This is a genomic window from Oleiagrimonas soli (assembly GCF_000761445.1).
GTDB lineage: Bacteria > Pseudomonadota > Gammaproteobacteria > Xanthomonadales > Rhodanobacteraceae > Oleiagrimonas > Oleiagrimonas soli.
The window spans coordinates 29,902-52,860 of the sequence record NZ_KN196470.1 but is presented as its reverse complement, the minus strand read 5'-3'; the positions used below and the strand labels follow the sequence as shown (position 1 = coordinate 52,860).

The window sequence follows — 22,959 nt, the reverse complement described above, 5'->3', positions numbered from 1 at the left end:
CGCGGCACGGGCGCATGTCACCGCGCTCGAACCTTCGGCGGCGGCTCATTACAGCATGCCGCGCAGGAAGTGGAAGCCCCAGCGCCAGGCCAGCGACCAGGCGCGCCGCGGCGGACGCCAATCCGGGCGATGGCGGCCCAGCAGGAAGCCACCCAGCGCGGCGGCGCCGAGCGGCAGCGCCGGCGCGGCGCGGTACTGGCCTTCGAGCACCTGCACGGCGGCACGGGCGCGCACGCGATGCGCGGCAACCTCGGCGTGGCGCATGCGGCATTCGATCAGGGCGCGACGGTAACGCATGATGTTCAGTCCTTGGAGGCGTGTTTGCGGGCGCGTGCGAACAGATGGCGCATTTCGTCGCGGGTGGCCGGCATCGTCATGTTGCGCGCGGTGCGACGCAGCATCAGGCGCGCGACGACCAGCAGCACGACATGCACACCGACCAGCGCCGCCAGCGCCAGACCGACCGAGTGCGTCAGCAGGTACAGCCCCCAGCCGATCAGGGCGATGAGGCTGGCCCATAGCGACAGGCTGAGGCCGACCAGCACCACCAGCAGCGCGAACACCAGCGGCCAGCTGACGCGCGCCAGCCGCAGTTCGCTGCGCGCCAGCGCGAACAGCGAGGCGACGAATTCGCGCGTCGCGTCGAACAGGGTGCGGGCCGCTTCCCAGGCGGCCGGAATGTCCAGACGATCCGCCCCCGCCGAGGCCGCCTCGTCGCGAGGCGTCTCGTCGTGCGGGGCGTCGTCGCCCGGTCCGGGCCGCGGTTCGGCGGAGTCGGTCGATGGCACCGATTCAGCGCCGGCGCAGCAGGTTGCCGATCAACCAGCCGCCGGCCACGGCCATCGCCAGCGACTTGCCGGGATTCTCGCGCACGTAGTCGAACACGCGGTCCAGCGACTGCTCGGCGTAGGCGCGGCCTTCGGCCCACTTTTCCTGACCCTTCTCGCCCAGCTGCGCGGCGCGCTCGTGGGTGCGCTGCGCAGCCGAGGCGGTGGCGTCGGTGGCGCGATGCAGGGCGCGCTCGGTGCGCTCGGTGCCGCTGACCACCGCGTCGCGGGTGGCATGCAGGGCGGCCGACTCGCGCTCCTTCAGGCGTTCGGCGCTCTCGGCGATGCGGTCGTCGAAGCTCGTGTCTTTGTTCTTGCTAGCCATGGGAATGCTCCTGTGTCGTGCGTGGAATACAGCGATGCCGCTATGCGCGCTTGCCGCGGATCAGGGCGACGATGAACAGCACCAGGAAGATGATGAACAGGATCTTGGCGATGCCGGCCGCCGCGCCGGCGATGCCGCCGAAACCGAGCACGGCGGCGATGATGGCGATGATCAGAAACGTGATGGCCCAAGAAAGCATGTGCGATTCCTTGTGGTTGGCGCCGCGAGATTGCGGCGTCGACGCGTCATCGATGCATCGACAAAACCATCCTGAATCCGCGGCAGTGCACCCGTCCTGAACACTTGCATGGTGCGGCCGCGAGGGTTCAGCTAGGTGACTCGCCGCTGAACCCTCGAACCGCGTGGCCTCAGCCGGCCAGTCGCGGATTGAGCGTGTAGGTGCCCATCCATTCGGCTTCGGCCAGCACATGGCCGTCCATCGCGCGGCGCAGATCGGCGATGTCGAAGCGGCCTTCCAGACCGAGGCTGGGCACGTCCAGCGCGTACAGCCTGAAGTGGTAGTGATGGATGATGCTGTCGTTCCACGGCGGGCACGGACCGTCGTAGCCGTAGTAGTCGCCGGACATGCTGTCGTCGCCGGCGAACCAGCCGGTGTAGTCGTTGACGCCCTGCTTCGAGCCGGGCGGTCCGACCGGATCGCGCTTGCCGTGGGGTGTGGTGCCCTCGCAGCACGCGCCGGCCTCGAATTCGCCGCACTCGGCCGGAATGTCGGCCATGACCCAGTGCACGAACTCCACGCGCGGCAGGTCGGCGGGCACTTCGCGGTCGGCCTGATTGACGTCGTCGGGCTTGCTGGGCACGTCGGGGTCGACGCAGATCAGCGCGAACGAGCGCGTGGCGTCGGGCGCTTCGGACCAGGCCAGATGCGGGCTGCGGTTGCTGGAGAGCTCGACCGGATCGCCGATTTTGCCGAACGCGAATTCGGCGGGAATCGGGTCGCCGTTGGCGAAGCTGTCGCTGCGAAATTTCATGGCATCTCCTTGGCGGAATCGGTGGGATGGAAGGTGGGGTTCGCTGCGCCGGATCGCAAAGGCGTCACGCGCGCCGGGCGGGCGATGTCGGCCTGCGGGCAGCGTGGGTCGTCCAGCTCGGCCGCGGCGATCACGATGTCGGCGACCGATAGGTCACGCGGTAGACCGCGCCGGCCAGATCGTCGCTGATCAGCACGCTGCCGTCGGGCAGCGGCAGCACGTCGGCCGGGCGGCCCCAGGCGCTTTCGTTCTGCTCGAAGCCGGTGACGAGCGGCACCTGCTGCAGCACGTGGTCGCCCTTCACGCGCACGGCCATCACCCGGTAGCCGCTCTTCTTGCTGCGGTTCCAGGAGCCGTGTTCGGCGATCAGGATCGCGCCGTGGAAGCGCGCCGGGAACATCGTGCCGGTGTAGAAGCGCATGCCGAGCGAGGCCACGTGCGCGCCGAGCTTGGCCGCGGGCGGCGCGTAGTCCTTGCACGGATGGCCCTTGCCGTATTCCGGATCGGGCGTGTCGCCCTGGTGGCAGTACGGGTAGCCGAAGTGCTCGCCGAGGCGGTCGACGCGGTTCAGCTCGTCGCTGGGCATGTCGTCGCCCATCATGTCGCGGCCGTTGTCGGTGAACCACAGCTTGCCGCTGCCCGGCTGCCAGTCGAAGCCGACGGTGTTGCGGATGCCGCGCGCGACCAGTTCGCGATGACTGCCGTCCGGGTTCATGCGCCACAGCGCGGCGAACGGCAGCGGCGGTTCGCAGATGTTGCACGGCGCGCCGACCGGCACGTACAGCTTGCCGTCCGGGCCGAAGGCCAGAAACTTGCCGCCGTGGTGCGCCTTGTCGGGCAGCTGGTCGGTGACCAGCTGCGGTTTCGGCGGATCGCTCAAGTGATCGCCGATGTCGCGCAGCACCAGGATGCGGTCGATGGCCGACACATACAGGTCGCCGTCGTGGAAAGCGACGCCGATCGGATTGCGCAGTCCGCGCGCGATCGTCCGCACGCGGTCGGCGCGACCGTCGTGGCCGGTATCGGTCAGCGCGTAGATCTGGCCGGCGTTGGAGCCGACGTAGATGGTGCCGTCCGGGCCGCGCGCCAGTTCGCGCGCGCCGGGGGTCTGGTCCGAGTACACCGCGATGTGGAATCCCGGCGGCAGGCTCAATCGCTGAAGGGGCGGGGCGGCCTGCGCCGACACGGCGAGGGCGGCGAGCACGATACCGAACAGCATGCGCATGGGGCGTGGCTCCAGGGACGTTTCGGGCCTACCAGACTACACCGCCGGGCATGAAACCGGCGTGACCGCGCGCGGGCTTCTGCTATCGTTCGCGCGATACGTTGGGGGACGCATGAACGACCTGAAGGACCTGGGCACGCTGGTGCGCGCGGCGACGCCGTTGATCGTGATCGAGACGCTGGACGAGCAGCGCGTGATCGACAGTTTCCGTCACGTCATCGGTCAGCACCTGCGCCCGCTGTGGCGCTGGACCATCACCGACGGCCTGACGCGGCTGGATTTCGAGCAGCCCGAGACCCACGTGGTGCCGGACGTCTCGCGCACGCTGGAAGCCATCCGCGAGCACGACACCGCCGGCATCTATCTGCTGTTCGACCTGCAGCCCTACCTGGGCTACGCGATGACGCGGCGCATGCTGCGCGAAATCGTGCAGCGCCAGCGCAGCGCGCCGCACACGCTGGTGCTGGTCGGCGCCAAGATCGAACTGCCGGACGAACTGGAACGGCTGGCGACCACCGTGCGCCTGAGCCTGCCGGACCTCAAGGCCATGGCCGGCCTGCTGCGCAGCGAGGCGGTCGCCTGGCAGCGCGAGACCGGGCGCAAGCTGGAAGTCGACGGCGAGGCCGCGCGCCTGATCGTGCGCAACCTGCTGGGCCTGACCCGCGTCGACGCGCGGCGCATCGTGCGCAAGCTGATCCACGACGACGACGCGCTGGGGCCGGACGATCTGCCGCGCCTGATGCAGGCCAAGTTCGAGCTGCTCAACCGCTCCGGTCTGCTGCATTTCGAGTACGACACCGCCGGCTTCGCGGATGTCGCCGGGCTGGCCCGGGTCAAGCAGTGGGTCCAGCGCCGGCGGCCGGTGTTCCTCGGCGGCGAAAACGCGCCCAGGCTCGATCCGCCCAAGGGGGTGCTGCTGCTGGGCGTGCAGGGCTGCGGCAAGAGCCTGGCGGCGAAGGCCATCGCCGGCGGTTTCGGCGCGCCGCTGGTGCGGCTGGACTTCGGCACGCTGTACAACAAGTTCCACGGCGAGACCGAGCGCAACCTGCGCGAGGCGCTGCAGTCGACCGAGCTGCTGGCGCCGTGCGTGCTGTGGATCGACGAAATCGAGAAGGGTCTGGCCGGCGGCGGCGAGGACGGCGGCGTGTCGCGGCGCGTGCTCGGCTACCTGCTGACCTGGATGGCCGAGCACAAGGCGCGCGTGTTCGTGGTCGCCACCGCCAATGCGGTCGACCAACTGCCGCCGGAACTGCTGCGCAAGGGCCGTTTCGACGAAATCTTCTTCGTCGACCTGCCGAGCGCCGACGTGCGCGAGGAAATCTTCGCGCTGCACCTGCGCCGGCGCGAACTGGACCCGGCGAACTTCGACATGCCGGCGCTGGCCGCGCTCAGCGAGGGCTTCTCCGGCGCCGAGATCGAGCAGGCCATCGTCAGCGCGCTGTACGACGCGGCCGGCGGCGTCGGCACGCTGAATCAGGCGTTGCTGGAGAACGCGCTGCGCGGCACGCGGCCGCTATCGGTGCTGATGGCCGAGCGGGTGCAGGCGTTGCGGGAATGGGCCAGCGCACGCTGCGTGCCGGCCGACTGAGCAACGCGGCGCGGCGTTCGACAGTCATATGGCCCAGCCAAGGCGTCAGAGAGCCGCGGCACATGGCCTTCGGTGCCATCGAAACGCCGCGTGCAGGGCGAGCGCTGCCCATGCGCGAGCAGATGGCGAAGCGCACCCGCCCGATGGGATGCGTTTCAGGAACGGTCGGCGGCGGCGTTGAAACGCGCGGTGATGTAGCCGTCGGTGAAGCTGCGCAGCTTCCAGTTCTCGATGAAGCTGCAGTGGCCGCCGTACGGTGCGATGTCCAGCTCGACCTCGGGCGGCAGCGTCAGTTCGCGGAATTCCTTCACCGGGATCACCGGATCGTCCTCGGCGGTGAGGATGGTGGTCGGCACCTTCAGCTCGGCCAGGCGCTCGCCGCTGACCGAATAGCCGTCCAGATAGGCGTCCAGCGTGCCGAACTCGGTGTGCCGCTCGACCTGCACGCGGGTCAGGCCGCGCAGGCCCTGGCGCAGGTCTTCGTCGGTGAAGTAGTCCTGCTGCGGGTACAGCTTCTGCTTGCGCTTGAGCGAGCCGCGCCACTTGTGCATGAAGTACCACTCGTACATCCACGGCGCGGTCTCCAGCGAGAACAGGCCCGCGTGCGGATCGATCACCGGACACACCGCGATGGTGTGCGCCAGCGGCAGTTTCGAGTCGGGCGCGCGCAGCGCCACGCGCAGCGCGAAGTTGCCACCCAGAGAGAAGCCGGCCAGCGTCACCGGCGCGTCGGGCGCGCGGAAGCGAGCGATGGCCTCGGCGGTCGCCTCGACCACCTCGTTGATCAGGCACGAATGGAACAGGCCGACGTTGAGGTGATGGGTGTCGCCGTGGTCGCGGAAGTTGAGGCGGAACACGTCCCAGCCGGCGTCGAGCAGGCTGGCGCCGGTCTGCAGCACGTAGGACGAGTCGATGCTGCCTTCCCAGCCGTGATAGACGATGGCCAGGCCGCGCGCCTTGTCGCGCACCTTCTGCCGGGTGATGGCGCCGGTCAGGCGCACGCCGTCGGACAGCGTGAAGCGCACGTTCTCGCTGCCTTCGTTGACCTTGCGCGCCAGCGGGCGCAGTAGCAGACGACGCAGGCTGCTGGAGGACAACATGGTCTGCATGTGACCGTTGCGCAGCAGCCGCGGCGGCTGGAAGTCGTTGCCGCGAGGCAGGCTCACCGATCCCCCTCGCCCACGCCGTCCAGTGCGTCGGCGATGGCCTGGCGCGCGGTCTCGGCCATGCGCTTGCGGCCCGCCTCGAAGCGAGGCACGGGCTTGAGGAAGTGCACTTCCACGTCCAGCGGCGGATCGCCGAGCAGGCGCAGGAAGTTGCCCATGAAGCTTTCGTCGGGCAGGAAGCCGGCGTCGTAGCAGCGCACGCCGTTGCGCATGAAGCGCAGCGCGGCCGGCTGCACCTGGGCGTCGGCGTCCAGCGCGGCCTGGAAGATGCGCGCGTGGAACACCTTCAGCGTGCGCCCGTCGTTGGTGCCGCCCTCGGGGAACACGGCCACCGAGCGGCCGATGTTCAGGCGCCGGGTCATCTCCTTCATCACCACGCTGAGCGAGTGGTTGTTGCCGCGACGGTGGAAAATGGTGCCGCCGGTGGACGCCAGCCAGCCGACCAGCGGCCAGCGCGCGATCTCGGCCTTGGCCACGAAGCACACCGCGCGCTGGGTGTGCATCAGTTCGATGTCCAGCCACGAGGAGTGATTGCACACGAACATGGCCGGATCCGGCAGCGGTTCGCCGTAGCGGTAGACGCGGAAGCCGAAGATGCGCAGCAGCACGCGCGACCACCAGCGGATCAGGCGGTGCGCCAGCGGCTCGCGGCCCTTGTCGACAGTCTGTCGCGCCCAGGTGAACACGCTGATGGCCAGCACGACGGCGACGATCACGTGCAGCAGCAGCAGCGGCACGCGATACAGGTAGCGAACGACGCGCCAGGGGTCGCGTGCGCGGGCGGTGGACGAGGCGGAGGTGTTCATCAAGCTTGCAAGGATACGCGACGCGCCGTGTGCACTGCCAGCAGGTTGGCGGGCGATGCGTATCGCGACGGTTTCCCGGTTGCCCGTTTCTGCCACAGGCGGCGGCCATGTTGCGTGCGGCAGGCGCGGGGTGACTCGCTGCACTCGCCTCTTTGGGGCCGCCCTTCGGATGCTCTGCGTGCTTCGCGTTTGTCCGGCGTTCGCCGGGATCACGATCATGGCAAGGCCGTGCAGCGCGATGTGTGCGAGGACGGCGCAGGCATCGCCGAGACGTCAGCCTCGCTCAGCGGGCCTCTTCCAACTGGGTCAGCGGCAGCGACGCCGCGCGCTTGACCGTGCGCAGCACGAAACTGGAATTGACGTCGGCCACGCCGGCCGTGTTCAGCAGCTGATCCAGCAGGAAGCGCGAGAAATGCTCCAGATCGGCCACGTGGATGTGCAGCAGGTAGTCCATGTCGCCGGTCAGCGCGTGGCAGGCGGCGACCTCGTCCCAGCCGTTGACCAGATCGACGAAGCGCTCGATGGTCTCGCCGTCATGCTGCTTGAGCTGCACGCGCACGAAGGCCTGCAGACCCAGCCCCACCGACTGCGGATCGACCTGCGCGGCGTAGCCGGCGATCACACCCGCTGCCTCCAGCCGCTGCACCCGGCGCAAGCACGCCGAAGCCGACAGACTGACCTGCTCGGCCAGCTCGGCATTGGTGATGCGCCCCTCGCGCTGCAGCACTTCGAGAATGCGCCGATCCGTGCGGTCAATGGCCATGATGCGACATCAAATCGTCAAAAAATGACATTTGTTGAAAGAATATTGCGCCTTGAGGGTTGTTCAGCGCAAGTCGGCAACCATCTTGCGCGCGCATCTGTCTATGCTGATGAGGCCTACACGTTTCATCCGGAGTCACGCCATGAACACCCCACGACGCGTCGAACACCAGCAGACCGATCGCGGCACCATCCCGGTCTACGCCACTGGCGTGGTCGAGCAGCCGTGGGACGACTACACCAGCGTCGATCACCACGTCTGGGGCGAACTGTTCGCGCGTCAGCGCGAGGTGCTGGCCGGACGCGCCTGCCAGGAATTCCTGGACAGCCAGAACGTGCTGCAGATGACGGCGGATGCGATTCCGAAATTCAGCGAACTCAACCCGATCCTGCGCGAAGCCACCGGCTGGGAGCTGGTCGGCGTCGAAGGCCTGCTGCCCGAGTACACCTTCTTCGAGCACCTGGCCAACCGCCGCTTCCCGGTCACCTGGTGGATCCGCAAGCCCGAGCAGATCGACTACATCTCCGAGCCGGACCTGTTCCACGACCTGTTCGGCCACGTGCCGCTGCTGATGAACCCGATCTTCGCCGACTACATGGAAGCCTACGGCCGCGGTGCGCTGAAGGCGCACGGCATCAGCGAGGAAGCGCTGCTCAACCTCACGCGGCTGTACTGGTACACGGTCGAATTCGGCCTGATCCGCACCGCCGCGGGCCTGCGCATCTACGGCGCCGGCATCGTCAGTTCCAAGGGCGAGTCGATCTACTGCCTGGAGTCGGATGCGCCCAATCGCATCGGTTTCGATCTGGAGCGCATCATGCGCGCGCAGTACCGCATCGATACCTATCAGCAGACCTACTTCGTCATCGACAGCTTCGAGCAGTTGTTCGAGGCGACCTTGCCGGACTTCACGCCGATTTATGCGCGGTTGGCGAATCAGCCGTCGATTCGGGCGCGGGATGTGCTCGATTCCGATGACGTGATTCATCGGGGGACGCGGGAAGGGTTTGCGACCGACGAGGACGCCTGACGCCTGACGCCTGGTTGGTGCTTGGCGTGTCGTTGGGGTTTTTTAAGAGCGTTCCGTCCGGCTGCACCGGCCGGGTTCATTTTCTTGCTTCTCCAAGAAAACGAACCAAAAGAAGGAGACCCCAGCGTCCGCGCCCTACGCGCCTGCGGCGCTCCGGGTTCGCTCCGGGCTCCGGGGGTTCGCCGACAGGTCATCCTGACCTGACGACGAACTGGCGCACATCCCTGTGCGCCACCCTGCGGGCCTGATCCTCCACCCTCCGCCGCTGCCGAAGGGGAAGAATTGCAGGCTGGATCATCTGGCAAGAAGCAGCTATTTCGCCTTCATTGAGCGACAGGCTACTTCCGGTCAGGCGTGGACGTTCAGAAGCGCGCCTTGCGCCCAGCTTTCACGGGTCAAGTCCGATTTCAAACGCAGGTAGGCGAACCTGGAGCCATTTTTTTGCCGAAAAATTACCGTAACCATTGTTCGTAAATGGATCGGGTCGCTGTTGGCACCGAGGATGGGTTGATCATTTTCGCCAGCTCTTTAAATGCACTATGACAGCGGGGATAGGACCTTACTCGATGTCCAAGGATGGTGTCTGTGGTTGTGGAGAGTGTAAGCATGATTGAAACTTCTGCTGGCGAGAAGTTTCGTATTATATGATGGTAGAAGGGTGTGGCGGCGTTTGAAATCCCATATTGATTGCCTACGGCGCAGGTAACAACTGTTGTCACTAATTCATTTTTTGCTGTATCTGGAATTGCGCCATCTGAAACGAGATAAAATACGCGCTCAGCAAATGGTGGTTCATTATAAAAGTTGTCGTATGCTTGGTGGACGCCCATTAGCCGCTTACAAGCATTAGAAATTAGGGCGTGCCTCTCCGAATCTCCGAGTAACCCCAAGAGCCCAAGCTTTTCAAAAAATTGCTGTGATGCTTTGTGCCGTGCTCCGTCTCCACCAGCGATGTAGTCTTGGTGCCGATCGATAAGCTGGGAGCGCGTGGCTGGAGATAGGGTGTCGCGATAATTTTGTACTATTCCCAGAGCATTGAGTCTCGCTTCTTCACTGCTTGATGGGTCACAGTAAATTCCGTGCATGGAACCAAAAAGGAGCTCCCGCTGAGCTTGGTGTGTGTTATTTAGTCTTTGAATCCACTCATTAGCTTGCTCTTGGCTGAATCTTCCTACTTTCAGGGCGTTCATGAAGCCTTGAATATCTACTCCGACAGGGTTTTGCTCGTTGCCTAAAGCGTATTTCGCGCAGCGGCTCACAAAGACAATGAACTCATGATCATCGATGTCGCCGATGGTGGGATGTGCTGCAGAAAAGTTGTTTCTTATATCTCGACATTGGTCAAGAAAGAAATATCCATCCTCCGTTATTAAGTTCAATTGTAGGCAAAGAGATAGAAGTTCAGCGGATTTGAGGTCATTTAACTTTGATTCGTCAAAATCTTTTTTAGTAGTGACTTGCTCAACGACATTCAGGCCAAAACGCTTGATCTTATTACGAAGCTCTACTTCTGAAGCATTCCAGACGTAGTTGATGGCACTATCGAATAATCCCGAGGCGACTGCGACACACATGCGAGCCATGCCTTTATCTCTGAGCTCGGGTGGTATTCGTTGCATCGCTCGCGGAAGGTTTCCCCAAGCAGCTTGAATTTCATCATCGCTTGCAATCACATCCCGTGGCACACCAAGAGCTTGCGTCAAAGCGATCAATGCTGGGCTCGTGTTGTGGATCACAGCTGGTAAATTTATGTCATTCATCCTTTTTTCTTCCAGTTTGTTGAGTTCATCCATGGGTTGGGTTTTCTTCGTAAGTTCAACCTACCGCTCCGCATGAAGATACTTTCTTAACGGGAGTGGTTCCAGGTTCACTTATAGCCGCTTGATTTGGTAATCGGAATCCTTGCATCTTTGTGACTTGCGAGGGCGTGCGCAATGAATGCCTGCCGTAGCTTTCGGCGTGCGGATCCGTCCCCTTCGGTAGCGGCGGAGGGTGGAGGATCAGGCCCGCAGGGTGGCGCACAGGGATGTGCGCCAGTTCGTCGTCAGGTCAGGATGACCTGTCGGCGAACCCCCGGAACCCGGAGCGAACCCGTAGGAGCGTAGCTCCGTAGGGCGCGGACGTTGGGGTGTCCTTGTCTTGGTTACTTCTATTGGACAAGCAATAGAAGTAACCCGGCCGGCGCAGCCGGTCGGAACCGCTCTTGATAAAGCCACAAACTTTGAACCGAACACACCCGCCATACTAGGCTTCCCCCTCCCCAGGAACGAAGCCAAACCGTGACCGCACCTACCATCCGCGCCGCCACCCACGACGACCTCGACCACCTGGTCGACTGGAACGCGGCGATGGCCGCCGAAACCGAACACAAGACCCTCGACCGCGCCGTACTCACGGCCGGCGTGCGCGGCGTGTTGGACGAGTCGCGGCGCGGCTTCTACCTGATCGCGGAACGCGACGGCGAAGCGGTCGGCAGCCTGCTGGTCACCTACGAATGGAGCGACTGGCGCAACGGCGACTTCTTCTGGATCCAGAGCGTCTACGTGGTCGAATCCGCGCGCCGCAGCGGCGTGTTCCGCGCGCTGTACACCGCAGTCGAACAACGCGCTCGCGAGGCCGGCGCAGTGGGCATGCGCCTGTACGTCGAGCACGAGAATCACCGTGCGCAGAAGACTTACGAGGGGCTGGGCATGCAGCGCTGCGATTACCACATGTACGAAGTGACGTTCGGCTGAGCGTTGCAACGTCAGGCCGTGTCGTGGGCGGATGGCGTCACCGTTGCCGGATGACCATGCTCCGATACCACTTCAAGTCTTCTTCCGCGCCGATTTCGTAGCCTTGGGCTTTTTGGGCTTCGGCCTCGGCAGCGCCTCGGTCGTGACGCGCAGCAGGCGTGCCAGGGTGTCGCTGTCGTCGAGGTATTCGTCCAGCACGAGATGCGGTTTCGCACCGGGATAGGGGGCGTCTTCCTCGACGCGTTCGAGCAAGGCGCGCGCGGCGTCGGTGGGTTTCAGGAACACGCGGTTGTCGCACACCAGCGCGACCACTTTGTCATCGAGATACAGCGCGTATTCGCCGAACATCTTGCGATAGCGCAGCGCGTCGCCGAGGCCTGCCTGTTCGTGGACGTAGGCGACGAAATCGGCGTCGGTGGCCATGTGTGTCTCCGGTGAGCGCGGTGTCTGAAAGCAGTATAGGTGCGGTGCGCGGCGCGAAGGCGGTTAGCGGCTGCGCAGCCATTGCGTCATGTGCGGATAGGCCGGCGCGTCGTTGGGCGCGGCCGCCGCGCCGACGTGGGTCAGGCCGATCTGCGCCAGGCCGAACGCGCCCGGATACACGCCGAGCAGAAAGGTCTGGATCAGACCCTGCGAACGGCCGTGGTAGCCGCCTTCGTGGAACAGCACGCTCGGCGCCAGGCGCAGATGGCACAGCGCGGCCCAGGCCCAGGCGGTGGCCTCGATCTCGGAGGCGTGCGGGATGTCGGCGGGCAGTTCGACGTCGCCGCTGAGCTGCGCGCGCAGGTCGGGCGGCGCCACGGCCAGATGGCCGGCTTCGTGCAGCAGGTCGCCGGGCCAGCGCAGCGCGGCGCGGTCGAAGATCAGCCCGCCTTCGTGCACGCGCACGCCGGGCAGGAACGCATCAGCCGGCACTTCGCCTTCGCGGGTGTCGATGCCGATGCCGTTGAGGAAGGCGACGATGCGTTCGAGCGGCGTGTCGGGCAGCACGTTCACGAGGCGCTTCCCGAGGGCGTCGTGGTCCCGCGGTGCCAGCGCGTGGCATCGTCGAGGAAGCATTTGCGCATGGCCGCGCTGTCGAAGGCGCGTGCCGGAACGATCATCGCGTTGCCGTTGCGGCCCGCGATGATGACGTTGTCTTCCCACGCCTGCACGGAGGCGATCTGGCTCCAGGGGCGCGAGCCTTCCTTTCTGCCGATGCGCGTGGACCAGCCTTGCGCATCGACATCGAGCGTACGCACCTGGGGTTTGTAGAGCGCTTGCGGAACGAGCGCGAAGATCGCGATGACGACCGGCAGCATCCACGCGAAGACGTTCAGGAAAGCGTGCAGCGATACGGCGCCTTGCGCGTCGGAAGCAATCATGAAGGACAGGAACACGGCGGCCAGGGCGTGAATCATCCACAGACGCCGCTTCCAGGCGCGCAGGTACCAGCGCCAGACTTCGCCGCGCGTGGCGCGATAGCGCAGCGTGTAGGTTTTCGGCGGCGTCACTTAGTTCTCCGAAGACGAGGCGGCCGCGGCCTTGCGTCGGCGCGCCCGCTGCGCGGCCTGCGCGCGCGCCATCATCGCGATCACGAGGCCCCACAGCGTGTAACCGGCCACGGTGGCGCCGATGCGCAGGGCATGCGTGTGCGCCAGCGCGGTGAACCACTGCACCGGCAGGCGCAGCAGATAGGCCAGGTGGATGAACCCCGCGCCGATGCCGTGCGGAATGCGCGGTGCGTTGCCCGGCGCGTGCAGCCAGTGGCCGATGGCGTCCAGTCCCCACGCGATGGCGTAGACGAGTACGGCGCCGAGGACGATGTTTCTCAGAAAGCGCAGCATGGTGGGCGAGACCCCTTCGGAAGTGGGATGCCATGGGTCGCGTGAGCGCGATGCGGTGCGCCGTGTCGGCAGGCGTTCAAGGCGCGAACTCGGCACGGATGCGCGCCGAGCGCAGGCGCACGAGAATCCACGCGAACACACCGGCGATCGCCAATCCCTGGAGGATGGTGAACACGTAGATCACCGTCACGAACGCATGCATGTCGGGCATGTTCGGCATCGCGTCGAACTGGGTCTGCATCGATGCCATCGTGTAGTGCTGCAGCACGATGGCGGCGAGCTGCCAGGCCACGCCGATACCCAGCATGACCATGAACAGTCGACGCGCCCATGCACGGCGTTTCAGCAGCCCGATGGCGGCGATCAGGGTCGCGGATGCCAGCGTCAGACCGAGCAGGGCGAACCCGGTGTAGTGCGCGAACATGAACTGCGACACCGGCGAAGGGCGCGGCATCGTTCGCAGCAGGTGTTCGAACGCCTGCGTCTTGAAGACGGAGACGGAGACGACACTCTGCACCAGCATCATGAAGGTGGCGAAACCGGCGAGGCCGATGAAGGTCCACGCGACGATGGTGACGAAGGTCGAGCGAGCGGGCGGGTGTTCCATGAGGCCTTCTTCCCCCGAGAAGACAGGGTTTAAGTCTAACGCCGAACCGGCAATGCAAGGCGCGTATGAGCGCAGCGCAAGGCTTGCCGCTTGCCTGCTTCACCTTGCGAACATCATCACGCCAGAGGATTCGCGCAGCAGTGACTTTCTGAGGCGTAACCGCGCAGCCAGGGCGATGCACAGTAGCCATGGAGTGCGCGAGAGTTTGTCCGTCGATGAATCGCGCTCAGGAGAAGCGATTCATCCCCGATGGATAATCGATTGGTTAAGTGCCTCGATGACGCCATCGATGTAGCGCCGATCCTTGCTGGTCAATGCTTGCGTTTCACCGGAAGCACTGTTGAGTACGACGATCCACTCCGATTTCTGGCTGAACCACCAGAGTGCGGCGATGCTCAGTGCGATGAGTCCCCACATCACGCCGCTCGATCCCCCGAAGAGCAGTATCAAACCTAGAATCCCGAGCACGATGGGCAGCAGTCGGGATGGATGTCTGACGGATTGCTTGACCGACGTGACACCGTTCATGGCATAGGTCTGACCGCGAACCATGAATCGTGCATTCGAGACGCTGACGCCGCCTTGATTGAAAAAGAATTTTTCTTCCATGTCCCCCTCCGTGTGTTGAACCACCGTGAATGAACAGTGGCTGCTCCTGACGCCATCCTGAGCGCAGCTCGAATCATCAAATACATGCGGACATGGGTCAAGAAAGTAAGGCACGAGGGGTGCATCTATGCGATGGCCTTTGGAGCGCGCGGGTAGAGCGGCCGCGCGTAGAGCGTATTTCCATGGGCGACAGGTATTGAAGCGCACAAGGAAGACGCCTTTTCATTAGTCGGCGCCGACGATGCTGCCCATGAACAGCAGCAGCGCCAGGAACTGGATCAACGTGACGATGACGCTCACCGCCAGGCCGCGCAGGAAGGTGGTGTTGAGCACGCCGGCCAGGATCGCCGCGCCGCCGAGGGCGGAGATCAGCACCGCCAGAATGGCGTAGGGCACGAAATGATCGATCGCCGCGCCCAGTGCCGCGAGCAGGATCACGGCCAGCAGGGCCGAGCCGAAGCCGGTGTTCTGCGCCTTGACGATGCGCGCGCCGATCATGACCGGCACGACGGTGAGCGCCAACAGCAGCGCCAGGATGAGAAGCAGTTTCATGGGTCCGTCCTTGTCGTGGTTTGTTGTTGGACGGGTCGATCAGTGCTGCGGAACGCGCGTCCCCCCGGACGCGATGACGTTCCATGATCCCCCCGACGTGCCGACCATAATGCGGAACGTTTCGGGTTTCCATCCAGCGCGCGCGGCGGCGTCGATGTTGGCCTCCGGCAGCGCGGTTCGCACGCGGAAGATCGTCACGGGTGCGCCGTCGCGTTGCGTCTGCGGTGGCTCCCAGTGCAGGAACGTCCAGCCCTTGCGCGGCGGGAGGACGTAGAGCGAGGGCGTCTCGCCGAGATCGCCGCTGGATACGCTGACGAACAGGCGCACGTCCGGGCAGGACGCGACGCTGCCAGCGCATTCTTCGATGGCGTCGGGGATAGCGTAGATGCGCACACGATACGGTTGCTCCGAACGGCCGTCGGTGGCAGCGATTTCCTGCGCGAGACCGAGGATCGTGGCCAGGCGGTGATCCGTGCTCGGCGGCAGGTCCGCGGCGCGGACCGGGCTCGCGCACAGCAACAGAACGAGAGCGCAGCGAAGCAGCATGTCGGTTGTCCAGTGCGGCAGGCAGAGGTCGGAAACGAGCCTAGCGCGATGCCTGCGCATGCGGAAGCATACAGGCGACGGGCCGCGTGCTTCATCGGACGACGACAGGCATGCGATGCGTCACGACGTGGCGGCAAGCGGGAACATGCGCCGGCTTTTCGGTCAGGCGGTCATGCCTTGGCCGGCGAAGTTGCGCCGCCGCGCGTCCTGCGCGGATGCTGTGCGCGCGCGTCTTGTCCGCAGGCGTGCGTCGCGCTCGCGATGGCGCTACCAGATGAAGCTGGTCACGACCGTATCCGCGGCCAGCATCCTGAAGCCGATCGTGAAGACACGGCCCTCGGGCAGCGTCGGATGCAGCGTTTGCGTGAGCGTCAGCTGCAGGCGGCCCGTGTCCGCGTCGAGCGACGACAGGCGCGCCGCCTCGAACTCGAAGTAGCGGCCGACGGTGGCGAATGCGCCCTTGAAGAAACTTTCCTTGGCCGAGAAGACCGTGGTCAGCAGCAGGTCGGCATCGAAACGGCTGCATGCCGTTTTCAGCAGCGCGTATTCGTCCGTGGTGACGACCGTGCCGCGAAGCGCGTCGCGTGTCGCCGCGTCCACGATCCTTTCGACATCGATGCCGATGCCGTTTATGTTCGACGCCGCCACGGCGACCGCGGCGGCAAGGCCGTGGACATGCGTGATGCTGCCGGCCACGCCGTTCTGCCAGCGCGGTTCGCGCGATGCGCCGATGCCGGGGATCGATGCGGCGAGTCCGAGACGCGCGATGGCCTGTCGGGCGGCGATCCGTCCCGTCAGGAACTCGGCTTGCCGCTTGGGCACCGCGTGCAGCAGAGCGGACGGCTGGCGGACCTCGTGCCGCCGCCACGCCGAGGCGTCGAAGGCGGTGGGGTCGAATGCGATCACGCAGGCTGGCGGCATCCGCGGATCGTCGTGTCCCAGCGGTTCCCAGTACGCATCGCGGATCATCGCGTCCGGGGCGACGGTTGAATGGACGTTCGGTTCAGTGACGATGGCTGTGGCGCAGTCGGGGTGGTGTTCGTGCATGGCTTCACTTCCATGTCGCGGCCGTGTCGAAGACGGTGGCGCAGTGTGCATCGCGCCATGTGTCTGAAGCGTACTGCATGGCGCGATCGATCGTGGTGGCGCGCTGTACGAAGATCTGACGGTGCGCATGGATCGACTGGCGCAATGCCATGCAACCAAGGGGCATGTGAGCGGCCCTTGCCGCGATGACTCGTGATGTGCGCAGTGGTTGCGCCTGCATCGTGCACGCTCGGTGCGCGCAGGCGAGCATGCAAGGGCGGACAAGATTTCCGCGCGCTCGGTACGCGCCGGAACCCGAGGGCGTCATGCGCAAAAACAAAGGGTGCGGATCGCCGCACCCTTTGTTTTTGCCGTCGTTCGCGGCCTGGCCGCGAACGGGCGTGGTCGACCGTCAGACTTCGGCGGTCAACTGCTCCGGATCGTCGCCCTGCTTGTCGGCGTGATGATCGGCCGACAGCAGCAGGTAGAAGGCGGGTACCACGAACAGCGTGAACAGCGTGCCGATGGCCAGGCCGGTGGAGATCACCAGGCCCATGTTGAAGCGGCCCGCCGCGCCGGCGCCGGTGGCGATCACCAGCGGCATGACGCCCAGCACCATCGCCGCGGTGGTCATCAGAATCGGCCGCAGACGCACCGAGGCCGCATGCAGGATAGCTTCCAGCTTGGACATGCCCTCCATCTGCGACTGGTTGGCGAACTCCACCATCAGGATGCCGTGCTTGCTGATCAGGCCCATCAGCGTCACCAGGCCGACCTCGGTGTAGATGTTGAGGCTGGCGAACAGGTTGACGAAGATCAGCGCGCCGAACAGCGCCAGCGGCACCGACACCAGGATCACGATCGGATCGCGCAGGCTGTTGAACTGCGCCGCCAGCGCCAGGAACACGATGATGACGGCAAAGAACAACGTGCCCGCGAAACCGCCCGATTCCTGCATGAACTGGCGCGACTGGCCGGCGTAGTCGACGTTGTAGCCGGTCGGCGCGACCTTGTGCACGAGATCGCGCAGGTAGGTGAGCGCCTCGCCCTGCGACATGCCGGATACGCCGGAGATCGTCGCCGAGTTGAGCTGCTGGAAGTGGTTCAGCGAACGCGGCACGACTTCGTTGGCGACCTTGGCCACGGTCGAGGCCTGGATCACCGAGCCGTTCGGGGCGCGGATGTAGTAGTCCAGCACCTGGTCGGGGTTGAGGCGGTCGACCTGCAGTACCTGCGGGATCACGCGGTAGGAGCGTCCGGAGATCGAGAAGTAGTTGACGTAGCCGCCACCCAGCGCCGCGCCCAGTGCCGCACCGACATCCTGCTGGGTCAATCCCAGTGTGGTGATCATGTCGCGATTGAGCTTGACCGTACTCTGCGGCTTGTCGACCTTGAGATCCGAATCGACGAAGTAGAACTTGCCGCTGGCCTGTGCCTCGGAGAGCACTTTGCTGGCGACCTCGTTGAGGTTCTGGAACGGTTCGGTGGTGGTGATCACGACCTCGATCGGCAGACCCGAAGCGCCCGGCAGCGAGGGGAACTGGAAGGCCGCGATCTGGGCGCCGGCGATGTTGTTCCACTTCTGCTGCAGCTCCTGCTGCAACTGCTGCGCGCTGCGGTCACGCTGTTCCCAGGGCTTGAACAGCACACCGCCGATGCCCTGGTTGACCGTCGGGACGCCGGTCAGCTGGAACATCTGGTCGTATTCGGGCAGGGTCTTGGCGGCCTGGAACATCTGTTCCGCATAGACGTTCATCTGCTGCGCGGTGGCATTCGGCGCGCCGACGATCTGGCCGGCGACGACGCCCTGGTCTTCTTCCGGCGCCAGCTCCGACTGCGCGGTCATGCCCAGCGCGATGGTCGCCAGCAGCAGCAGCGCGGCCATCACGATGACCACGGACTTGGTGGTCAGGATGCTGCTCAGCATGCGCCGGTAGCGGTTCTGCACGCGGGTGAACTGGCGGTCGATGAACTGGACCAGTCGCGCCTCGTCCTGCCCGCGGCGGAAGAAGCGCGAGGTCATCATCGGCGACAGCGTCAGCGCGACCACGGCCGAGACCGTTACCGCGCCGGCCAGGGTGAAGGCGAACTCGGTGAACAGCGCGCCGGTCAGGCCCTGCTGGAAGCCGATCGGTACGTACACGGCGATCAGCACCACGGTCATGGCCAGAATCGGTCCGCCCAGTTCGCGCGCCGCCAGCAATGCCGACTGCAGCGGCGTCTTGTGCTCTTCCTTCATGTGCCGGTCGACGTTCTCGACCACGATGATGGCGTCGTCGACCACCAGACCGATCGCCAGCACCAGCGCCAGCAGAGTCAGCAGGTTGATCGAGTACCCCAGCGCCAGCATCACGAAGAAGGTGCCGACCAGCGACAGCGGAATCGCGACCACCGGGATGATGACCGCGCGCAGGCTGCCCAGGAACAGGAAGATCACCAGCGTCACGATCACCAGCGCTTCGACCAGGGTCTTGATGACCTCGTCGATGGAGCTGTTCACGAACTTGGTGCCGTCGTAGACGATCTCGCCGGACAGGCCGTTCGGCAGTTGCTTCTGGATTTCCGGGAACTGCTCGCGCACGCGCTTGGCGACGTCGAGCACATTGGCGTCGGGCGCCACCTTGATGCCGATGAACACCGAACGCTTGCCGCTGAAGGCGACGTTGAAGTCGTAACTCTCCGAGCCGAGGTCGACCTTGGCGATGTCCTGCAGGCGCACGATGGAGCCGTTGACCTGCTTGATCGCCAGCTGCTTGAACTCGTCCACCGTGTGCAGGTCGCTGTCGGTGGTCAGGTCGACGGTGACCGCCTGGCCCTTGCTCGATCCGACCGCGGCCAGATAGTTGTTGGCGGCCAGCGCCTGCTGCACGTCCGTGGCGGTGACGCCGTGGGCGGCCATCTTGGCCGGATCCAGCCAGGCACGCAGGGCGAACTTGCGCGCGCCGAGCAGTTCGGCGGTCTGCACGCCCTCGATGGCGTCGAGCTTGGGCTTGACCACGCGCGACAGGTAGTCGGTGATGTTGTTGGTGGGCAGCACATCGCTGTAGAAGCCCATGTACATGGCGTCGATGGTCTGGCCGGTCTGCACCGTCAGCACCGGCTGCTGCGCCTGCGGCGGCAACTGGTTCTTGACCGAGTTCACCTGGGTGGTGATTTCGGTCAGCGCGCGGTTGGCGTCGTAGTTCAGGCGCAGCGTGGCGGTAATGGTCGATACGCCCTGGACGCTGGACGAAGACAGGTAATCGATACCCTGCGCCTGCGAGATCGCCTGCTCCAGCGGTTGCGTGACGAAGCCGGCCATGGTCTGCGCGTCGGCGCCGTAGTAGGCGGTGCTGACGGTGACCGTGGCGTTCTCGGTTTTCGGGTACTGGCGCACCGTCAGACTGCTGACCGCCTTGATGCCGAGCACCAGGATCAACAGACTGACGACGATTGCCAGAACCGGCTTCTTGATGAAGACGTCGGTGAAATTCATGGCGTTCGCTCAGTGCTCCTGCGGCGTCGGGTTCGGGCTGTCGGCCGGCTGGACGCGGTTGTCGACCTTGATCGGCGCGCCGTTCTTGAGCTTGATCTGGCCGCTGGTCACCACTTCGGTCAGCGGTTTGAGGCCCTTGAGGATCGCCACCTGGTCGCCGCGCGTCTCGCCAGTGGTGACGAAGGCCTGCTGCACGGTCGGCGGATTCGGCTTGCCCTGGTCGTCCTTGCCCTTGCCCGGCTGCACCACGTAGACGGTGTCGCCGTACGGGTTGTAGACGATGGCGGCCTGCGGCAGGGTCAGACGCTCCATCTTCTGGCCCACGTCGATGCGCACTTTGGCGAACATGCCCGGGGTCAGCGCCTTGTCGTGGTTCGGCACCGTGGCCTCGACCTGCACGTTGCGCGTGCTGGTGTCGACCTTGGGATTGATCGCGCTGAGCTTGGCGTCGAACACGCGCTTGCCGTAGGCGTCCAGGCTCAGGTGCACGGTCTGGCCCACGCGCAGGCGGCTCAGCTCGCGCTGCGGCACGTTGAAGTCGACGTACAGCGGATCGAGCTGCTGCACCGTGACCAGCGTGGTGCCGGTGTTGACGAAGTCGCCCGGGTTGACGGTGATGATGCCGGCGCGGCCGCTGAACGGCGCGCGTAGCTGCTTCTTGGCAACCACGACCTTCTGCTGCTCGACGGCGGCCTGGCTGGCCTTGTAGTCGGCTTCCGCGCTGTCATAGCTGGCCTTGCTGATGGCCTTGGCCGCCAACTGCTGGCGTGCGCGTTCAAAGGTGATGCCGGCGAGCTTGGCGTTGGCCTGCAGCTGATGCAGCTTGGCGACTTCGTCGCCGTCGCGCAGTTGCAGCAGCACCTGACCCTTTTTCACGTCCTGACCGGAATGCAGGTTCACGTCGGTGACCAGGCCGGAGACTTCCATCGCCAGATCCGCACCGCGCGCAGCGCGCAGCGAGCCGACCGCCTGCAGCGACGGCTGCCAGGTCTGCGTCTCGGCCTTGGTCGTGCTGACCGTGATCGGTCCCGGCTTGGGCATGCTCTTGATCATGCGCATCACCAGCATGACCTTGATGCCGACGATCACGGCGATGAGCACGAGCACGCCCACGATCATCAGGATCATGCGCTTGGCGAGGCTGGGCTTGTTCTTGTCGGCGCGCTTGGGCATGCGCGAACTCCTTAGTTGGCTACGGCCGGAGCGGCGGACGATGCCGTCGCGGCGGGGGTGGTCGTGCGGTCGTCACCGCGCCAGCCGCCACCGAGGGCGGTGTACAGCGCGGCGGTGTCGGAAAGACGCGCGGCGCGCGCCTGGATCAGGTTGATGCGGGCCTGCTGCAGACTGCGTTCGGCGTCGAGCAGATCGAGGTAGCCGGTCGCGCCCAGGCGGTATTGCTGGCGCGTCAGCGACAGGCGCTGCGAGGCGGCTTCCTCGGCGGTCGCCTGCGCGGCCAGGGTCTGCGCGTCGTATTGCAGCGCCTGCAGAGCGTCGGCGACGTTCTGGAATGCGACCAGCACGGTCTGCTGCCAGTCGGCGCGGGCCTTGTCCAGTGCGGCTTGTGCGGCGCGCTTCTTGTGCAGCAGTTCGCCGCCGTGGAACAGCGGCTGCGTGAGGTTCAGTCCCAGCGACCAGGCGCGGGTGCCGGCCGAGAACAGATCGCCGGCGTTCAACGCCTGCGATCCGGCGCTGCCGGACAGGGTGATCTGCGGCAGCATCGCCGCCGTGGCGACGCCGACCTGGGCCGACGCTGCGTGCAGTTGCGCGGACGCGGCGCGGATGTCCGGACGCTGATCGACCAACTGCGACGGCAGACTGACCGGAATGTCGCGCGGCAGACGCATGGCGTCGAGCGTCAGCGGCGCCGCATCCAGCTGTGCGGGCGTGACGCCGAGATAGGTGGCCAGACGATTGCGCGTCGCGGCCAACTGCGCGCGCAGCGGCGGCAGCGTGGCCTCGGTCGCAGCCAGCTGCGCGCGTACCGCCAGCGTGTCCGACAGCGAGGTCGCGCCGATCTTGAGTTGCTTGTCGGCGATGTCCAGCGAATCGCGCTGCATCTTCACGATCTGCTCGGTGGCGCGGACCTGCTCGCGCAGCGAGGCCTCCAGCAACGAGGCCGTGACCACGTTGCCGGCCAGGGTCAGGTAGGTGGAATCCAGCTGCGCCTGCTGCACGTCGCTGAGCGCTTCCTGCGCTTCGATGCCGCGCTGCACGCCACCGAACAGGTCGAGCGTGTAGCCGACGCTGATCGAGGCGTTGTACAGCGTGTACGGGCCTATCGCGCGACCGGTCCCCGACTGCGCCGCCGACAGTTTCTGCCGCGTCGCACCGGCGCTGGCGTCCACCGCAGGAAACAGCGCGCCGCCGGCGGCGCGCGCGTTTTCCTGCGCCTGGCGCAGGGCGGCCTGGGCCGAGGCGATGGTCGGGCTGTGCGCGAGCGCCGTGTGCACGCGGCGGTCCAGTTCGGCGTTGCCGAACGCGGTCCACCAGCGCTGCGGCACGTCGCTGCCGCTCAGAAAGCGTTGCGCATCGCCGTCGATGGCGTCGGCGGACACCGTCGATGCCGGCAGGGCTTGGGTGGTGTACCGATCCACCTTGGGCGCATCCGGCCTGCTGTAGTTGGGGCCGACGGCGCAACCAGCCAGCAGCACGCCGATCAGCAACGGCAACATGCCGCGGCGGAGCACGGGTGCGAGGGTGGTCGATGGAGTGTTGGGTAGCGTCAAGGCGGAGACCTTAAGCAGCAGTAGCCGGCACGGACAATACCATACCGATCAGTTTAGATATAGATATCGAGCGCAATCAATCGCGTGCGCCCACGCAGGGGCACCTCCCCGGTGCTTGCGTATGATACGCAGTTC

Annotated in this window: 25 protein-coding genes; 3 read left to right on the top strand and 22 right to left on the bottom strand. The window is 65.4% G+C overall.

Translation table 11 applies throughout. The features are described from left to right. Positions 1-48: 48 nt before the first annotated feature. The 6 genes from LF63_RS00300 to LF63_RS00275 form a co-directional block, all read right to left on the bottom strand. Entirely contained in the window at positions 49-297 is a 249-nt protein-coding gene (locus tag LF63_RS00300; protein ID WP_043098849.1) for a hypothetical protein, read from the bottom strand. Between the two features lie 5 nt (positions 298-302). After that, on the bottom strand, positions 303-788 hold the full coding sequence (locus tag LF63_RS00295) for a hypothetical protein (RefSeq protein ID WP_043098847.1): 486 nt from the start codon (positions 786-788) through the stop codon (positions 303-305). A gap of 4 nt (positions 789-792) precedes the next feature. Continuing rightward, positions 793-1,152: a hypothetical protein gene (locus LF63_RS00290; protein ID WP_043098846.1), complete on the bottom strand. Its 360-nt coding sequence runs from the start codon at positions 1,150-1,152 to the stop codon at positions 793-795. A 40-nt stretch (positions 1,153-1,192) separates the two neighbouring features. Next, complete coding sequence (locus tag LF63_RS15405) at positions 1,193-1,351, bottom strand: DUF1328 domain-containing protein (RefSeq protein ID WP_043098845.1); 159 nt, start codon at positions 1,349-1,351, stop codon at positions 1,193-1,195. Between the two features lie 169 nt (positions 1,352-1,520). Then, positions 1,521-2,144 carry a YbhB/YbcL family Raf kinase inhibitor-like protein gene (locus tag LF63_RS00280; protein ID WP_043098843.1) on the bottom strand — a complete coding sequence of 208 codons (624 nt, stop codon included), beginning with the start codon at positions 2,142-2,144 and terminating at the stop codon, positions 1,521-1,523. Between the two features lie 130 nt (positions 2,145-2,274). Beyond that, positions 2,275-3,369: a PQQ-dependent sugar dehydrogenase gene (locus LF63_RS00275; protein WP_043098841.1), complete on the bottom strand. Its 1,095-nt coding sequence runs from the start codon at positions 3,367-3,369 to the stop codon at positions 2,275-2,277. A 112-nt stretch (positions 3,370-3,481) separates the two neighbouring features. Between LF63_RS00275 and LF63_RS00270 the strand changes: the two genes are divergently transcribed. Further along, positions 3,482-4,957, top strand: coding sequence for an AAA family ATPase (locus LF63_RS00270; protein ID WP_043098839.1), 1,476 nt, complete (start codon positions 3,482-3,484; stop codon positions 4,955-4,957). A gap of 155 nt (positions 4,958-5,112) precedes the next feature. Here LF63_RS00270 and LF63_RS00265 read toward each other — a convergent pair whose 3' ends face one another. The 3 genes from LF63_RS00265 to LF63_RS00255 form a co-directional block, all read right to left on the bottom strand. Continuing rightward, on the bottom strand, positions 5,113-6,123 hold the full coding sequence (locus LF63_RS00265; RefSeq protein ID WP_043098837.1) for a YheT family hydrolase: 1,011 nt from the start codon (positions 6,121-6,123) through the stop codon (positions 5,113-5,115). Then, complete coding sequence (locus tag LF63_RS00260; RefSeq protein ID WP_043098836.1) at positions 6,120-6,929, bottom strand: lysophospholipid acyltransferase family protein; 810 nt, start codon at positions 6,927-6,929, stop codon at positions 6,120-6,122. The genes LF63_RS00265 and LF63_RS00260 overlap by 4 nt, the downstream gene beginning before the upstream one ends. 283 nt (positions 6,930-7,212) lie before the next feature. Then, positions 7,213-7,695, bottom strand: a complete 483-nt coding sequence (locus LF63_RS00255; RefSeq protein WP_152569185.1) for an Lrp/AsnC family transcriptional regulator — start codon at positions 7,693-7,695, stop codon at positions 7,213-7,215. Positions 7,696-7,834: 139 nt separating this feature from the next. Between LF63_RS00255 and phhA the strand changes: the two genes are divergently transcribed. Continuing rightward, positions 7,835-8,722: a phenylalanine 4-monooxygenase gene (phhA, locus tag LF63_RS00250; RefSeq protein ID WP_043098833.1), complete on the top strand. Its 888-nt coding sequence runs from the start codon at positions 7,835-7,837 to the stop codon at positions 8,720-8,722. Between the two features lie 452 nt (positions 8,723-9,174). On the opposite strand, the gene LF63_RS15400 is transcribed toward phhA, so the two are convergent. Then, positions 9,175-10,515, bottom strand: a complete 1,341-nt coding sequence (locus LF63_RS15400; RefSeq protein ID WP_200877517.1) for a hypothetical protein — start codon at positions 10,513-10,515, stop codon at positions 9,175-9,177. Positions 10,516-11,001: 486 nt separating this feature from the next. Here LF63_RS15400 and LF63_RS00245 point away from each other — a divergent pair, with 486 nt between their 5' ends. Further along, positions 11,002-11,457 (top strand): GNAT family N-acetyltransferase, encoded by a 456-nt coding sequence (locus LF63_RS00245; protein ID WP_043098832.1) that lies wholly within the window; start codon positions 11,002-11,004, stop codon positions 11,455-11,457. 72 nt (positions 11,458-11,529) lie between these two features. On the opposite strand, the gene LF63_RS00240 is transcribed toward LF63_RS00245, so the two are convergent. The 12 genes from LF63_RS00240 to LF63_RS00185 form a co-directional block, all read right to left on the bottom strand. After that, the gene (locus LF63_RS00240) at positions 11,530-11,880 is read right to left on the bottom strand and encodes a TfoX/Sxy family protein (protein WP_043098830.1); all 351 of its coding nucleotides are present in this window, start codon (positions 11,878-11,880) and stop codon (positions 11,530-11,532) included. 63 nt (positions 11,881-11,943) lie between these two features. After that, complete coding sequence (locus LF63_RS00235; protein ID WP_052394441.1) at positions 11,944-12,453, bottom strand: hypothetical protein; 510 nt, start codon at positions 12,451-12,453, stop codon at positions 11,944-11,946. Further along, entirely contained in the window at positions 12,450-12,857 is a 408-nt protein-coding gene (locus LF63_RS00230) for a YcxB family protein (protein ID WP_152569184.1), read from the bottom strand. Before LF63_RS00230 ends, LF63_RS00235 begins: the two co-directional genes overlap by 4 nt. 93 nt (positions 12,858-12,950) lie before the next feature. Next, the gene (locus LF63_RS00225) at positions 12,951-13,283 is read right to left on the bottom strand and encodes a hypothetical protein (RefSeq protein WP_043098826.1); all 333 of its coding nucleotides are present in this window, start codon (positions 13,281-13,283) and stop codon (positions 12,951-12,953) included. A 76-nt stretch (positions 13,284-13,359) separates the two neighbouring features. Beyond that, positions 13,360-13,890, bottom strand: a complete 531-nt coding sequence (locus LF63_RS00220) for a hypothetical protein (protein ID WP_052394440.1) — start codon at positions 13,888-13,890, stop codon at positions 13,360-13,362. Between the two features lie 240 nt (positions 13,891-14,130). Continuing rightward, positions 14,131-14,499: a DUF6232 family protein gene (locus LF63_RS00215; protein WP_043098824.1), complete on the bottom strand. Its 369-nt coding sequence runs from the start codon at positions 14,497-14,499 to the stop codon at positions 14,131-14,133. Positions 14,500-14,724: 225 nt separating this feature from the next. Beyond that, positions 14,725-15,051, bottom strand: a complete 327-nt coding sequence (locus LF63_RS00210; RefSeq protein ID WP_043098821.1) for a hypothetical protein — start codon at positions 15,049-15,051, stop codon at positions 14,725-14,727. Positions 15,052-15,090: 39 nt separating this feature from the next. Beyond that, a complete protein-coding gene (locus tag LF63_RS00205; RefSeq protein WP_043098819.1) occupies positions 15,091-15,597 on the bottom strand; it encodes a hypothetical protein in 507 nt (168 codons plus the stop codon). Positions 15,598-15,864: 267 nt separating this feature from the next. Beyond that, a complete protein-coding gene (locus LF63_RS00200) occupies positions 15,865-16,644 on the bottom strand; it encodes a 4'-phosphopantetheinyl transferase family protein (RefSeq protein WP_161782306.1) in 780 nt (259 codons plus the stop codon). A gap of 391 nt (positions 16,645-17,035) precedes the next feature. Next, complete coding sequence (locus tag LF63_RS00195; RefSeq protein ID WP_043098817.1) at positions 17,036-20,098, bottom strand: efflux RND transporter permease subunit; 3,063 nt, start codon at positions 20,096-20,098, stop codon at positions 17,036-17,038. 9 nt (positions 20,099-20,107) lie between these two features. Further along, positions 20,108-21,271: an efflux RND transporter periplasmic adaptor subunit gene (locus tag LF63_RS00190; RefSeq protein ID WP_043098814.1), complete on the bottom strand. Its 1,164-nt coding sequence runs from the start codon at positions 21,269-21,271 to the stop codon at positions 20,108-20,110. Positions 21,272-21,282: 11 nt separating this feature from the next. Next, positions 21,283-22,824, bottom strand: coding sequence for an efflux transporter outer membrane subunit (locus LF63_RS00185; protein WP_235205218.1), 1,542 nt, complete (start codon positions 22,822-22,824; stop codon positions 21,283-21,285). Positions 22,825-22,959: the final 135 nt, after the last annotated feature.